This is a genomic window from Pseudomonas sp. 31-12 (assembly GCF_003151075.1).
GTDB lineage: Bacteria > Pseudomonadota > Gammaproteobacteria > Pseudomonadales > Pseudomonadaceae > Aquipseudomonas.
Genome location: NZ_CP029482.1, coordinates 352,238 through 366,688, shown reverse-complemented (window position 1 = coordinate 366,688; position 14,451 = coordinate 352,238). Strand labels below are relative to the sequence as shown.

The window sequence follows — 14,451 nt, the reverse complement described above, 5'->3', positions numbered from 1 at the left end:
GGCGGCCGTTGCATTTGTACCCATCCCCCGGTGACGATTTCGTCGCCGCACCGCATACTCGCGTCCAGTTGGCCTATGCTGCTGACAGCATGACGCTGGTTCAATTCTGAGGGATGCTCAATGTTCTACGTGCAACGCGATGCGCAAGGTCAGTTAGTGCGCGTGGAAGCCGCGGCCTACGCCGAGGCCACGGAAACGCTGCCAGCCGACCACCATGAAATCCAGGCCTGGTATGCCAATGAAGTGATGGAAACCAGCCTCAAGCAGCTCAAGCAGAGCGACCTGGAAATGATCCGGGTACTCGACGACTTGATCCAGGTCCTGACCAGCAAGGGCGTGATCCGCGTCACCGACCTGCCGGCTGCCGCCCAGGCCAAGCTGATGGACCGGACCCAGGCCCGTGAGGCGTTGGGTGGGTTGAGTCATTTGATCGATGATGATGAGACGGGGTTGATCTAGGGCCCCGAGTTCATTGGTGTCTGCACTGGCGCCTTCGCGGGCAAGCCCGCTCCCACAGGGTTTTGGGGTGACCCGGATTTAGTGGTCAACACAGCTCCACTGTGGGAGCGGGCTTGCTTGCGAAGGCGGACTCATTGGCGATGCAGCTATAACGCCTTATTGCCAGGGTTTCGGCTCACCAAACAACTGCCCCTGAACCCCATACAACCCCATCTCCCGAATCACCAGCAACTCCCCTTCGGTTTCCACCCGCTCGGCAATCAACGGCAGATCAATGCTGTGTGCCGCCCGCTGGATCGCCTCGATAAACAGGCGCTTGTCGCTTTCCTGATCAATCGCGCGGATGTAACTGCCGTCGATCTTCAGATACGCCAACCCCAGCCGCGCCAGGTTGCCGATCATGCTGAAGCGCCCGCCAAACCGTTGCAGGCTCAACGAGAACCCAAGCTCACGCAAACGCCGCGTCAGTTCTTCCAGCATCGCTTGCTCGGGCAGTTGCTCCTCGCCGATTTCCAGGGTCAGCCGCGGCCCGAGGTCGGAGTGGGCACGCAAAATCTCGAAGACTTTATTCAGCGCCTGCGGATCGGCCAGCGTTGCCGAAGACAGGTTCAGCGCCAGCGACTCTTCATGCTCGGCCATCTGCTCAAGCACCAGCTCCAACATCAGCCGATCCAGGCGCGCGGTCCAGCCAAAGCGCTCGAGCCACGGCAGGAAGCGTCCGGCGGGAATGGTCTGGCCCTGGTCGTCGATCAACCGCGACAGCACCTTGTAATGCAGCACCAGTTGCGTGTCCTGAGTGGCCACCACCGGTTGGAAATACAACTGGAAACGCCGCTGATTCAGCGCCTGATCCAGCAAGTTGTTCCAGGCGTGATGGTCATCCCCGACGCTGGCCGAAGCGCTGTGATCGAGGCACGCCCAGCTCTGTTCTCCCTGCCCTTCAGCCTGGGCGAGTGCCTGGTCGCCCAGCCCGAGTACGGCTTGCGGTGAATCGCCATGAACAAACGGTGCCAGCCCGATTGACGCGACCGAGGCCACGTCAGTGGCGCCGGTCGCATGCAGGCTCGCCAAGGCACTGTCGAGGTTCTGCGCCAGTTGCAGCGCTTCTTCGCGCACCAGCCCCGGCGCCAGCACGGCAAACTCACCGCCACGGATCCTCGTGACGAGGTTCTGAGTTTCCGGGTACTTGGCGCACTCGCGGGACAGTTGCTCGCCCACGGCTTGCAACAATTGGTCGGTGCGCTGACCACCCAGACGCTGGTTCAAACCGGCAAGGTCCTTGACCCGCAACAACAGCAGATAACCCGAACTCGCCTGCTCCGGATTGCTCACCCGGGCATTCAACTGCATCTCGAAATAGCGACGATTCGCCAGACCCGTCAGGTTGTCCTGATAGGACTCGACCCGCAGTTTTTCACTGCGCTCGGCCTGTTCCTGAAACAGCGCCTTGAGCTTCTCGACCATCTGATTCATCGCCTGCACCACACGGCGCAGTTCAGGCGTGCGCGGCAGTTCCGGCAGGCTGAGGAATTCGCGGCGAGCGATGGCGTGGGATTGCTTGACCATGTAGTCCAGCGGCTTCAGTTGTCGACGCAACAACAGCGCACCCAACACCGCGCTCACTGCGCCGCAAATCAATAACCAGCCGAGGCTGCCGAGCGCGCTCTGCCACAGTTTGGCCAAGGCGAACATCGGGTGGCTGACCACCTCGACCCGCGCCGCCTGCTCCCAGCCTCGGCTGACCAGCGCATCGCCGCCGGCCGGTTCCAGGCCGATCATTTTGATGAACCAGTCCGGCACGTTGTTCACCGCCGGAATGCCGTTGCGCTCGACGATGGTCTGGTCGGTCTTGAGATCAACCACGCGGATGCTCGCGTAATAACCGCTGTCGAAGATCGAACTGACCAGCAACTCGACCATCGCCGGATCGTCGATATTCGGTGTCAGGGACAGCGCCAATGCCGTCGCGGCGTCCTGGGCGTGGGAGCGCAACTGGTTGACGTACTGGGTGCGCGAGCTTTCCAGGCTGACCATGAAGCTGCCGGTGAAGGCGACCACCAGGAACAGACAGATAGCGATCAACAGCTGTTTGAACAAAGACATCTGAGCGCGTGCTCCTAGTTAGTCGTCTCGACCGGAAAACCTTCGGCCTGCATTTTCTTCAACACGTCCTGCCAGCGAGACAGGCGTTTGGTATCACCGACCTTCTTGTTGCCCTTGGCGCCCGGCAACCACAACCCTTCGGCATTGAAAGAGTAGACCGGTAGCAGATCGGTTCGTTGGCTGGCCGGTTTTATTGCATCGATCAGGCTGTCGAGCACCAGCGGCATGGCCTCGGGGCTCGAGTAGTAAGTCAGCACCATGTGTGCCCGGTTCAACCGCAGAGCCTTGACGTAAGTGATGCGCAGCTTGTCACTGGAAACGCCGAGATGGCGCAGGCTGAAGTATTTGGCGATCGCGTAGTCTTCGCAATCGCCGGCGCCCTTCCACAGGGCTTCGATGGGTGTTTCCCAATAATCGACCTCGTGCCACAGGTCGATGTCTTCAACGTAACGCACCTGCTTGTTGAAAAACCGGTTGACCACATTGAGCTGTTCAAGCTCGCTGACCTGTTTTTGCGTGGCCAGCAACTGTTGCCAGGCGTCGATGCGCGGCTTCCCGTCGCCCAATGGCCCGTACAAGGCCTGCGCCTTGCGGCTGATCAGCGAAAAATCCCAATCGGCATGCAGCCCGCCCAGCATGACGCCGGCCAGCAGCAACGCGCAGCACAGCCAGCGCAAAGTCCGAGGGATCGCGAAAGGTACCGCCAATGCGAGGCATCCAGGTCAGGCAGGTGGAATTCGGTTGATGGTGCAGGTTAGCCCGTTAAAAGACAATGGCACGGTGCAATCACCGGCGACGCGCTAGACTTTGAATGGTGAATGACATGAAGAGTCGAAGGCTGCGGTCTTTTGTCCGTTTGACAAGCTGCATGGCAGTCACTAGTGTCCATTTGGATCCAAATATTTCAGCCAGACAGGGTGCGTAGTCGTGACACAGAAGCCCAATCCCCTCAGCAGCATCAAGGTCAACGGGCCGATTCCCGCTCATCTGGCACGCTCGGTGATCGAAGAAACCCTGCGTTCGGCCATTCTCGATGGACGCATTCCCTGCGGCACCGCGTTGCGCCAGCAAGATCTGGCCGACCTGTTCGGTGTCAGCCGCATGCCGGTGCGCGAAGCCTTGCGCCAACTTGAAGCTCAGTCGCTGCTGAACGTCATCGCCCATAAAGGCGCGGTGGTTGCACCGCTGGTACAGGGCGATGCCGTCGAAACCTATGCGTTACGGATTCTGTTGGAGTCGGAGGCGTTGCGCCTGTCGATTCCCTTGCTTGATGCAAAGGATCTCGAAGACGCAGCCCGCTATATCGATAGCCTGGAGACAGAACAAGACTACGCCGAGATCGGACGGCTCAATCGCCTCTTCCACATGTCGCTTTACAGCAAGGCACCTAACCGTCGGCTCTTGAGACTGATTGAAGACGGCTTGAACGAAGAGGAGCGCTTCCTGCGCTTCAACCTGGAAGCCATGGGCCTGGGCAAACTGTCCCAGGATGATCACCGGGCGCTGTTACTGGCCGCCGAAGACCGCGACATCGAAAGCGCGGTGAAAATGCTCGAACACCACCTCAATCGCGGTGTTGAGGTCATCACGCGCTACCTCAACAGCCCTGAAGCACAGAGCAAGAAAACTTCCCGGTAAATCCCGGCGCCAAGCCTGGGCGCGCAGTTCGAACTGCGCGCCGCGCTTGCCGTGGATAATCTCCTTACCCATCCCCTCGGTTCACACCAAGCATTCAGCGACCGCACTTCCCTCTCCAACGTCTTGCCATCGATTGACCTTCCTCAAGCTCCATCAATACGCCAGCAAAGATGACGTCCGGGCGATAGCGGCGGCCGTGATTTACGCTCACTCTTGGGCTGCCAACGAATAATGAACGGGCGGCGCACCGCATTGGCGGTGCAGTCCTCGCACCAAGAACCTACGGAAGGAGTCTTGTCACGGGAAAGGAAGCACCGGCGTCAATCCCAGCCAACTTCCACCCCCTTGAAGCATTCAACGGAACAACTTTGAAAGTTGCTTTGAGTGAGGCATTCACTCTTCATTTGAATTTTGACGATACTTCGCCGAAAGGAGCAACTACGCCCAAATAAAACCGACAGTTATAGTTTTATTGGAACTTGTCGCGCGCGAGAAAGCTGAACTTGCAAATAATATAAAAATAACTTGCCCGACACTTTATTCGTGTATTAGTTTTTCTCCGCTACCAGTAAACACGGCACCAAAACGACTGCATCGCACTTAATGAGATCAATTTAATTGAGGCATTTGCTCGCCAATAAAAAACGTTAAACGACCGTCACTTATTGATCACAACATTCTTAACGGCACTTCAGATCACTTATAGGCCCGCTCATGAAAACGAATAAAGACCGCCTCAACCAGAAGAAAGCAGAACTTAGTGCGCACCCGATTTTCTCTGAAATACATTCACTCTCGGTACTTCAACGGTTCATGGAAACCCATGTCTTTGCAGTCTGGGATTTCATGTCGCTAACCAAACGCCTGCAACAGGAACTGACGTGCGTTCAACTGCCTTGGCTGCCACCGCGAGATCCGCAGGCCGCGCGTCTTATCAATGAGATCGTACTGGGTGAAGAGTCTGATGATCGTCCGGCCCAGGGTCATTACAGTCACTTCGAGTTGTACCTCGATGCAATGCGCGAAGTCGGGGCCAGCACGGTCGCCGTGGAACGCTTCGTGGCATTGCAACAAGAAGGCGTGAGTTATGACGTGGCGTTGCAAAGCGTTGACGTCGATCCGGCGGCCGCGCAATTCGTGCGGCACACCTTGCACACCGCGCTGCATGCACCAGGACACAGCGTCGCCGCGGCGTTTCTGCATGGTCGTGAGAGTGTCATTCCGCAGATGTTCCAGCGGATTCTCGACGACTGGGGCATCGGCATCGAGCAAGCGCCTACCTTCCGCTACTACCTGGAGCGGCACATCGAAGTCGATTCCGAGGACCACGGCCCGGCGGCAGAAAAGCTCCTGGCACGGCTGGTCAATGGCGATTCGCAACGCGAAGAAGACGTCTACGCCAGCGCCATCGCCGCCGTGGAAAGCCGCATCGCCCTGTGGGATGGCCTGCGCCTGAGCATGAGCGAACCGGTTGCAGAGGTGAACGCATGAACGCCGCCGACTACCAATCCTTCGCCGACGCCTGGGAAAGCCGAGCGACCATCCGCACACGGCCCCGGCGGGTGCTGGAGAACGATGACAAGTTGATCTATCCGTTGAGCCGCCAGCCACTGGTGCTGAGTGAAACCTTCCTGCGCGAATGCCCGGAACAGCGGGACTTCGCACTGGTGCAGACGCTCTACAAATTCATCAACGACGTGGTGATTTTTGAAACCGAAATCGTCGACAAGACCGCACGCAGCATCGCCAAGAATCGCTTCGCCGTGGCGTTCCCGTTCGCCTGTCGCTATGACGCGATGACCGTGGTGGTCGACGAGGATTACCACGCGCTGGTGGCCATGGATTTCATGCAGCAGACCGTCGCCATGACCGGCATCACCCCAATCCGGCTGCCGGATGAAATCGAGCTGAGCCGGGCGATTCCGGCGGCCGTGGCCCTCGCACCGGAGCATTTGCGCAGCGCCGTGGAACTGATCTGCGTGGCCATCGCCGAGAACACTGTAACCGGCGATGTAGCAGCGTTTGCCAAGGACGACACGGTCAAACAATCGATCAAGGGCCTGATGGCCGACCACTTGCTCGACGAAGGCCGCCACTCCGGGTTCTGGTCACGCATGGTGCGCATCTATTGGCACACCGCGAGCGAAGACGACCGCCAGCTCATCGCGAAAATCCTGCCGGTGTTCATCGGCCATTACCTGACCAACGACATCCAGAAGTCCTTCGACTTTCGCTTGATCGAATCCTTGCAGATCAGCGACGCGACACGCCAGGCACTCAAGAACGAAATCTCGGGCATGGCCTTCCCGATCAATCGTCATCACCCGCTGGTCGCCAACATCGTACGGTTTTTCCACAGCAGTTCGCTGCTGGATTCGCCGTGCGTGCAAGACGCCCTCAGCGACTACCTGGTTTAACGAGGAGAACATCATGAGACGTCTCGACATTCTGCTCATTGGGCAAAGCCAGGCCTTGACCGACCTGGCGCTGGAACTTGAACAACAAGGTCATTCGCTGGTGCGGCTCGAGGCGTTCGAGGAGGCGCCGTCGTTCGACCTGCTGATTGATGACGCCAGCCAGGCGTTTTCAGTCCCGGGTGATGCGCCGCATCTGACGCTGCAACTGGGTGTTGGCGCGCCAGACATTACTGGGTTGCCGTCGATGGACCTGCTGTGCATGCTTGGATCGACGCTGTTCACGCGCGTGCCGATTGCCGGTGAGCCCTCTGGCAACGGCCAGGCGTTGCGCCTGCGAGTGATGGCGGCACTGGTGGACCATGTCTCGCTGCTGGTCAGTCGATTCTCACGGGATGCCGAGTACTTTCTTCACGCCGAGCCGGCATCGACAGCCCATTTTGACCAAGTGGAAAATCTGCTGTTTTTAGAACGCCTGGCGTTCATCCATCAACTCAACAACACGGCTCAACCGTGGCTGCAAGAACTCGCCCGGATCCCGATGATCGAGCGCCTCGAACAGCGTTTCATCAAGTCCGCCGAACGCCCCGCGCTGAACATCGACGGCACCTCGCTGAGCTATCGGCAGATGCATGCTCACAGCCGCGCGATCCAGCAGCGCTTGCTGCCATTGCTCGCTCAGTATCAAGGGCCGTTGGTGGTCGGGATTTGCTTGCCGAAATGCAGCGCGTTGTATGCAGGGATCCTGGCGATTCTGGGCAGCGGCGCGGTGTATTTGCCGCTGGAGCCGAGCCATCCGCTGCAACGTCAGCAGTACATCCTTTCGAATGCCGGGGCGGTGTTGTTGCTGCATGACGGCCAACATCCACTCGCCGATGAAATGCCGGCGCTGGACATCAGTTGCATCGACGTTGATGACGTGGACTTCAGCCAACCCTTGATGCGCCAGCGCCCCGACCTCAATGCGCCGTGCATGGCGCTCTACACCTCGGGCACCACCGGGCATCCCAAAGGCGTGTTGCTCAGCCAGGCCAACCTCGCGCACTTCACCGCGTGGTACGCCGACTATGTGCAGCTGACCGAACACAGTCGGGCCTTGCAGTTTTCGTCGTTGAGTTTCGACTCGTCGCTGATCGATATTTTCCCGACCCTGCTTCAGGGCGCCGAACTGATCGTGCCGAGCGACGACCAACGCCGTGATCCATTGCAACTGGTCGAGCTGATCCGCCATCAACGCCTCAGCCACGCCTTTTTGCCGCCGGCATTGTTGAGCATTCTGCCGCTGGATCAGCTGCAGGTTCTGGATCATGTAATGACCGGTGGCGATGTCTGCGAGCCCTACGTCATCGAGCAGCTCACCCGTCAGGGCAACCTCTACAACCTCTATGGCCCGACCGAAGCCACGGTGCTGATCACCGCGCGTCAGCTGCGCGCCGGCGACAGCAACCGCACCCTCGGTGCGCCGATTTCCAACAGCCAGGTGCTGATTCTCGACGAGGCGTTTCAACCGGTGGCCGAGCAGACCGTGGGTGAGTTGTACATCGTCGGGCCGGGCGTGTGCCTGGGTTATCTGAACAACCCGCAGCAGACAGCCGAGCGTTACCTGGGCTTGCACTTGCCGGACGGCCAGAGCCTGCGCGCCTACCGTACCGGCGACATGGCGAAGTGGACCCGCGACGGAGTCGAGCTGTGCGGACGACGGGACAATCAGGTGAAGATCCGCGGCTTTCGTGTCGAGCCGGAAGAGATCGAACGCTGCCTGCGCGACAGCCAGTTGTACCGCCAAGTGGCGGTGGTCATCGACAGTCAGCGACGAATTCTGGCTTTCCTCGCGCAACCTCAGGAGGAACAACCAGGTGCCGCTCGCGAAGCCTTAAAGGCGCATGCGCTGCAGTTCTTGCCGGACTACATGCAACCCATTGCCTGGACCGAACTGCCGAGCATGCCGTTCGCCAGCAACGGCAAGGTCGACCGCCAAGCGCTGCTGGCGATGTCGGTGAATGTGGCCGAAAACACCGCGCGGCGCTTGCCCGTCAGCGCCGACGAAGCGCTGTTGCTGGAGATCTGGGCCGAGCTGCTGGAGCTGCCGGCCAGCGATATTTCGACCGACGAAAGCTTCTTCAATCTGGGCGGCCATTCGATTCTGTTGTCGCGGATGCTGCTGCGATTGCGGGAGGAATTCGGTCGCAGCATCTCGATCAACCGCTTCATTGAATTGCCGACCATTGCGAAGCTGGCGACGTTGGTGCGTGGCTCTGGCACCGAGGAAGTCCTGAGTGTGCAGGCGCTGGCGGATGCCTTCCGTGAACTGGATATTCAGCCGCTGCCCATCAGCCGCATGGGCGATGTGCACAAGGTGATCGTCACCGGCGCCAACAGTTTTGTCGGTGTGCACATCGTCGAGGCGTTGCTGGCATGGGGCGTCACTGAAGTCGCCTGCCTGGTGCGCGATGGCGGCGGGCAATCAGCGCCCGAGCGCTTCGCTCACGCCTTGCGGGAAAACCGTCTGGAGCATCTGGATCTGAGCCGGGTACAAGTTTACGCGGCGGACATTACGCGTCCGGCACTGGGTCTGGATGCTGAAGTTTACGAACGCCTCGATCGAGAGTTCGGCGCGTTGGTGCACAACGCTGCCAACGTCAATCACGTGCTCGATTACGAGTCGCTGGCGCGGGACAACGTCGAGCCGATTTTCGAATGCCTCAGGTTATGCGAGGGGCGCAGCAAGAAGATCTTCAATTTCGTCTCCACGCTCTCGGCATCGAGCACGATTGCAGACGATGGCCGGGTGCTGGAATTACCCGCCGCGCAGACGCCGCCGATCTACATCAAGAACGGCTACAACCTGTCGAAATGGGTCGGCGAACGGATCCTCGAACGGGCGCGCGAGCGTGGGGTGCGGGTCAATCTCTATCGCCCCGGCAACATCAGTTTCAACAGCCTGACTGGCGTTTGTCAGCCGCACAAAAATCGTTTGATGTTGATGCTCAAAGGCTCGATCCAGCTCGGCCAGGTGCCGGAGTTCGCGCTTAACTTCGACTTGATGCCGGTGGACTTTCTCGCTCGCTTCATCGCCTTCCATGCCAGCCGTTATTCGCCTGAAAAAGCAGTGTTCAACCTGCACAACCCCGAGCCCCTGAGTTGGGACGATTACGTCGCGTCGTTCCGTGAGGCCGGCCGGGAGTTTTCGATGGTCAGCGTCGCCGACTGGCAGCAGCAACTGGGCCGGGTCGACAGCGACAACGCGCTGTTCGGCGTGCTCGGTTTCTACCTGAACGGCTTCGAGGAAGACATCGGCGACATCTCGATGATCGGCCACGCCAACGCCCAGGCCGGCGTGCGGCAGATGGGCGCGCACTACCCGGAAAAATCCCCGGCGCTGCTGCGTCGCGGCTGCGACTACCTCAAAGAAATCAATTTCATCTGATTCACTCAACCGGAGCAAAACCATGAAAACCCTGCAACCCGATACCCTGATCAAAAACCCTGAAGGCTGCCACGTCGTGTCTTCGGTGGAAGTGCCGGCGGATGCCATGCAGGTCTGGGCGGTGGTCGGCAACTTTGCCGGCTTCGATCAATTCATTCCGGCGCTGTCGCACATCGAGATGACGGGCGAAGGCGTGTCGTCGCTGCGCAAGAAATTCTTCAAGGACGGCAACCTGGTGGTCGAGCAACTCAACTCGCGGGATGAACAGGCGTTGAACATGACGTGGACCACGATTTACAACACGCTGGGCGTGGCCAATCTGTGGGCGGCGATGAGTGTAGAACCGCTGGGCGCGGGCAAGTCGCGGGCGACCTGGACCATCATTGCCGAACCGGCGCAGGGCGGTGATGAGGCGTTGCCGGGGTTCAAGGATTTTGTGCAGGGGTTTGCGGATGATGCGATGAATAATGTATTGAAGCTGTTTGTGTAGGGCTTTGGTTAAGCGGTGATTGTTGTACCGCTTTCGCGAGCAAGCCCGCTCCCACAGGTTGACCGATTTCCTTCTGAAGGAATGCGGTCGAATGTGGGAGCGGGCTTGCTCGCGAAGAACGATAACGTGGTAGAACGGGCCTTGATCAGATCTTGAAGCTATCCACCAACTGCTTCAACCGGTTCGCCTGCAACGACAACGCATCGCAATCCTTCAACGTTTCATTGAGGTTCGCCACGCTCTGCTGGTTCAGCAAGTTGATTTGGTTGACGTCGACGTTGAGGGTTTCCACCACCGCCGTCTGCTCTTCGGTCGCCGCAGCCACCGACTGGTTCATGCCGTCGATTTCGCCGATGCGCTGGGTCACGCTGACCAGTCGCAGGCCCGCCTGGTTCGCCACTTCGACGCTCTCTTCGCTGGAAACCTGACTCGCGTTCATGGTGGTCACCGCTTCGCGAGAACCGATCTGCAGCGAGGTGATCATCTTGTGGATCTCTTCCGCCGACTCTTGCGTGCGATGCGCCAGGTTGCGCACCTCGTCCGCCACCACCGCAAAACCACGGCCGGCTTCACCGGCACGTGCCGCTTCGATGGCGGCGTTGAGCGCGAGCAAGTTGGTCTGCTGGGAGATGCCTTTGATCACATCGAGAATGTGCCCGATGTTGTCAGTGCTGGCGTTCAGGGTTTCGATCTGGGTGCAGGACAGGCTGATTTTCTGAGACAGCTCGGTCATGGCCAGGATAGTTTTCTCCACCACCTGACGACCATCGTCCGCCTGCTCGCTCGCGCCGCTGGCATGCTGCGAAGCATCGGCGGCATTGCGCGCGATTTCCTGAGTGGCGGCACCCAGTTGGTTGATCGCCGCCGCCACGCTGTTGGTGCGTGCGCTTTGTTCGTCGGAACCGACGATCGAGGCGTTGGACGATGCCATCACTCGTTGCGACAAATCGTGGACCTGACGGGTCGCCGAGGACACTTCGGAAATGGAGGCGTGAATCCGCTCCACGAACTGGTTGAACGAACCGCCCAACTCACCGAACTCGTCTTTGCTTTCCACGGCCAGACGACGGGTCAGGTCGCCTTCACCTTGGGCGATGTCCTGCATCGCGCGGCCCATGGTGGTCAGGGGACGCATCAGCACGTTGATCAGCAGGCTCAGCAGCACGGCAATAACGCTCACGGCGATGAACATTGCGATTAGCGCGGAGGTGCGGAATTGGCTCAGTGGTGCGTAGGCCTTGTCCTTATCGATTGACAGACCGATGTACCACTCGGCATTTGGCAAACCGCTCACCGGGGTGAACGAGAGGATGCGGTCCTGATTGTTCAGGGTGACGTCCTGATTGCCCTTCTCGATGCGCACGCCAGCGTTCGGGTAAATGTCTTTCAGGTTTTTCATCACCTGGTCTTTGTCCGGGCTGACGATCACCTGACCGTCGGCGCTGACCAGGAACGCGTGGCCGATGCCACCGAAGTCCACCGAGTTGATGATCTTCACCAGGGTTTCCAGGCTCAGGTCACCGCCGACTACGCCGAGCAATTCACCGTTCTTTTTCACCGGCATGGCGATAGTCACCACCAAGCCACCGACCGCTGCCATGTACGGCGGCGTCAGCATGGTTTTGTCGGCAGCCACGGCTTGTTTGTACCAGGGACGCTGACGCGGATCGTAACCGTCCGGCATCTTCGCGTCGGGGCGTTGGGTGAACACGCCATTGGCTTGGCCAACGTAGGTGAACTGGAAGTTCGAGGTGAAGGCCGGTTGATCAACCAGGCCAGGAAGGTCCGCGTTGGCGCCTTGGTGAGCGACGTTCTGCGCGAGGTTTTCCAGGACCAGCACACGGCCGCTCATCCAGTTCTGCACGCTGCTGGCCGTCAGATCGCCGGCTTGCTGGACGGAGGATTCGAGGTTTTGCCGAATGGTGTTTCGCTGCAGATAGTCGTTGTACAAAGTGAACAACGCAAAAGCCAGCACCACGACGCCAGAGGCGGCCAGAAGGATTTTATGGCTGAATTTGAGATTCATTTCATGGGACTTCTTATGCAAAAAGTGGGGATGCGTTCCAGGTGCAACATTCCATGTAACAGCGCAGGCGGTATTCTTCGGCCGCGCTACTTTGGTGCACGCATGTCTCCCCAGTCTGTCGGCACCAGTCGGAGAAATCTTAGGGGTTTGTATGAAATGCCCGACATTCCCGCCGAACGGCGTGCCGTCTTGCGCGCGTAGCATTTGGAACACGAACTGGGGTGGCAGCGCGTGCAGTTTCTGCAAGCCGAGCTGAGCAGCAATCCGCGCGTCGTACCCGGTGCTCAAATCCCCTTCAACACCCTGGAAAACAGCGCCCAGGGATTGGGACGACAACAGGCTCTGAAGCTGTTGTCAGGTGCGTTGCTGGTAGGTTCGGCGGCATGGCTGGGAAAGGATGCGGTGGGTTGGCAACAGCGGACCGCCGACTAGTCACCGCCAAGGGGGAGCAACGGGGTTCCAATTGCCCGACGGCACCCGACTGGAGCTCGACACCGTCTGCGCGGTGGATCTCGATTACACCGCGCAGCAACGGCTAATCAAACTGACGCGCGGCAAAATCATCGTGACCTGCGGCGGGATCGACGAAGCGTCTCCATTTGATCCACCGTTGCGTGTGCAAAGTGGTCACGCGGTGTATGAAGACGTGGGGGCGCGGTTCATCCTGCGTCAGAACGATGACTGCACACGGCTCAGTGTCACCAGCGGCATCGTCGCGATTCATTCGCCACGGGTCGCTGAGGGTGAGCCGATTCGGAGGCAGGCCGGGCAGAGTTATTTAACCGACCACCACTAGGCGAAAGTGGCGGCGCCGCTGGATATGGATGCCGGCGCGTGGGTCGATGGCTTGATCGTCACTCGCAACATGCGCCTGAGGGAATTCCTCAATGAGGTCGCACGCTACCGGCACGGTTATCTGACGTGCTCATCGGACATTGCCGACTTGCGACTGTCCGGAGTCTTCCGCCTGGATAGCACCGATAAGCAGATGGCCATTCTGCCGCAAACCCTGCCCGTGCAGTTGCGCTATCGCACTCGCTGGTGGGTGACGCTGGAGCGGCAAGTCTGAATTATTTGTGGCGGGTTTTTCGTACAAGCCCGGCTTAGTCAATATGCGCGCCATCGGTAAGAATCTTCCTTGTCTCACTCCGGACACCTGCATTTCACGCCACGCCGTTCGCGCGGCGCTGTTCTCTACCACGCTGGGTGTCGACTTGTTGCCAACCGGCGCAAACTAGCGGGCGTCAACTGTTCGGTCGATCAGGCGCTGATCCTTTGCTCAGTGGTTCGGGCCTGGAGGCCGTGAGCCAGTCTGGGGTAAAGCTTTTGGGGCTCCCAGAAAGACAAAACCCCTGTCTGCGTTAGCAGACAGGGGTTTCGGAATTCAATCTTGACGATGACCTACTCTCACATGGGGAAACCCCACACTACCATCGGCGATGCATCGTTTCACTGCTGAGTTCGGGATGGGATCAGGTGGTTCCAATGCTCTATGGTCGTCAAGAAATTCTGTGACCAGCACGTTACAGTCGTAACGTGCCAGCAAAATTGGTGACTTCTACTAAAACAAAACCCCAATTGCTTTCGCAATTGGGGTTTCGGAATTTAATCTTGACGATGACCTACTCTCACATGGGGAAACCCCACACTACCATCGGCGATGCATCGTTTCACTGCTGAGTTCGGGATGGGATCAGGTGGTTCCAATGCTCTATGGTCGTCAAGAAATTCGGTAGCCAGGTCGTGGGCCCTTGCGGGTTCACGCTCCAGCGAATGGGTATGTGACAGCTTGGTGTTTTGTGAGTATCTCGAACTTTCGGTTCGTTTCGTCTTCACACACCGCAATCTGGTGCTCTTTCGCCTTTGGGCTCGAAGCAAGCAAATTGCTTGGGTG

9 protein-coding genes, 2 rRNA genes and 1 pseudogene are annotated in these 14,451 nt (G+C 59.0%); 7 read left to right on the top strand and 5 right to left on the bottom strand.

The window, feature by feature from the left end; translation table 11 throughout:
* Positions 1 to 120 precede the first annotated feature (120 nt).
* Positions 121 to 459 carry a tryptophan synthase subunit beta gene (locus tag DJ564_RS01725; RefSeq protein ID WP_109627175.1) on the top strand — a complete coding sequence of 113 codons (339 nt, stop codon included), beginning with the start codon at positions 121 to 123 and terminating at the stop codon, positions 457 to 459.
* 156 nt (positions 460 to 615) lie between these two features.
* Here DJ564_RS01725 and lapD read toward each other — a convergent pair whose 3' ends face one another.
* Positions 616 to 2,562: a cyclic di-GMP receptor LapD gene (gene lapD / locus DJ564_RS01720; protein ID WP_109627174.1), complete on the bottom strand. Its 1,947-nt coding sequence runs from the start codon at positions 2,560 to 2,562 to the stop codon at positions 616 to 618.
* Positions 2,563 to 2,576: 14 nt separating this feature from the next.
* Complete coding sequence (gene lapG / locus DJ564_RS01715; RefSeq protein ID WP_109627171.1) at positions 2,577 to 3,269, bottom strand: cysteine protease LapG; 693 nt, start codon at positions 3,267 to 3,269, stop codon at positions 2,577 to 2,579.
* 220 nt (positions 3,270 to 3,489) lie between these two features.
* On the opposite strand from lapG, the gene DJ564_RS01710 reads away from it, so the two are divergent.
* From DJ564_RS01710 to DJ564_RS01690, 5 genes are all read left to right on the top strand, one after another.
* Complete coding sequence (locus DJ564_RS01710; RefSeq protein ID WP_109627170.1) at positions 3,490 to 4,200, top strand: GntR family transcriptional regulator; 711 nt, start codon at positions 3,490 to 3,492, stop codon at positions 4,198 to 4,200.
* Between the two features lie 714 nt (positions 4,201 to 4,914).
* Positions 4,915 to 5,691 (top strand): DUF3050 domain-containing protein, encoded by a 777-nt coding sequence (locus tag DJ564_RS01705; RefSeq protein WP_109627168.1) that lies wholly within the window; start codon positions 4,915 to 4,917, stop codon positions 5,689 to 5,691.
* Positions 5,688 to 6,617 carry a diiron oxygenase gene (locus DJ564_RS01700; protein WP_109627166.1) on the top strand — a complete coding sequence of 310 codons (930 nt, stop codon included), beginning with the start codon at positions 5,688 to 5,690 and terminating at the stop codon, positions 6,615 to 6,617. The genes DJ564_RS01705 and DJ564_RS01700 overlap by 4 nt, the downstream gene beginning before the upstream one ends.
* Before the next feature lie 13 nt (positions 6,618 to 6,630).
* The gene (locus DJ564_RS01695; protein ID WP_109627164.1) at positions 6,631 to 10,041 is read left to right on the top strand and encodes a non-ribosomal peptide synthetase; all 3,411 of its coding nucleotides are present in this window, start codon (positions 6,631 to 6,633) and stop codon (positions 10,039 to 10,041) included.
* Positions 10,042 to 10,063: 22 nt separating this feature from the next.
* Positions 10,064 to 10,531, top strand: a complete 468-nt coding sequence (locus DJ564_RS01690; protein WP_109627162.1) for an SRPBCC family protein — start codon at positions 10,064 to 10,066, stop codon at positions 10,529 to 10,531.
* A 145-nt stretch (positions 10,532 to 10,676) separates the two neighbouring features.
* On the opposite strand, the gene DJ564_RS01685 is transcribed toward DJ564_RS01690, so the two are convergent.
* Complete coding sequence (locus DJ564_RS01685; protein WP_109627161.1) at positions 10,677 to 12,557, bottom strand: methyl-accepting chemotaxis protein; 1,881 nt, start codon at positions 12,555 to 12,557, stop codon at positions 10,677 to 10,679.
* A gap of 201 nt (positions 12,558 to 12,758) precedes the next feature.
* Between DJ564_RS01685 and DJ564_RS01680 the strand changes: the two are divergent.
* Positions 12,759 to 13,626, top strand: a pseudogene (locus DJ564_RS01680) (FecR domain-containing protein); the annotation flags it as partial.
* Between the two features lie 319 nt (positions 13,627 to 13,945).
* Here DJ564_RS01680 and rrf (DJ564_RS01675) read toward each other — a convergent pair.
* A 5S ribosomal RNA gene (gene rrf, locus DJ564_RS01675) occupies positions 13,946 to 14,061 on the bottom strand.
* A 105-nt stretch (positions 14,062 to 14,166) separates the two neighbouring features.
* A 5S ribosomal RNA gene (gene rrf / locus DJ564_RS01670) occupies positions 14,167 to 14,282 on the bottom strand.
* Positions 14,283 to 14,451: the final 169 nt, after the last annotated feature.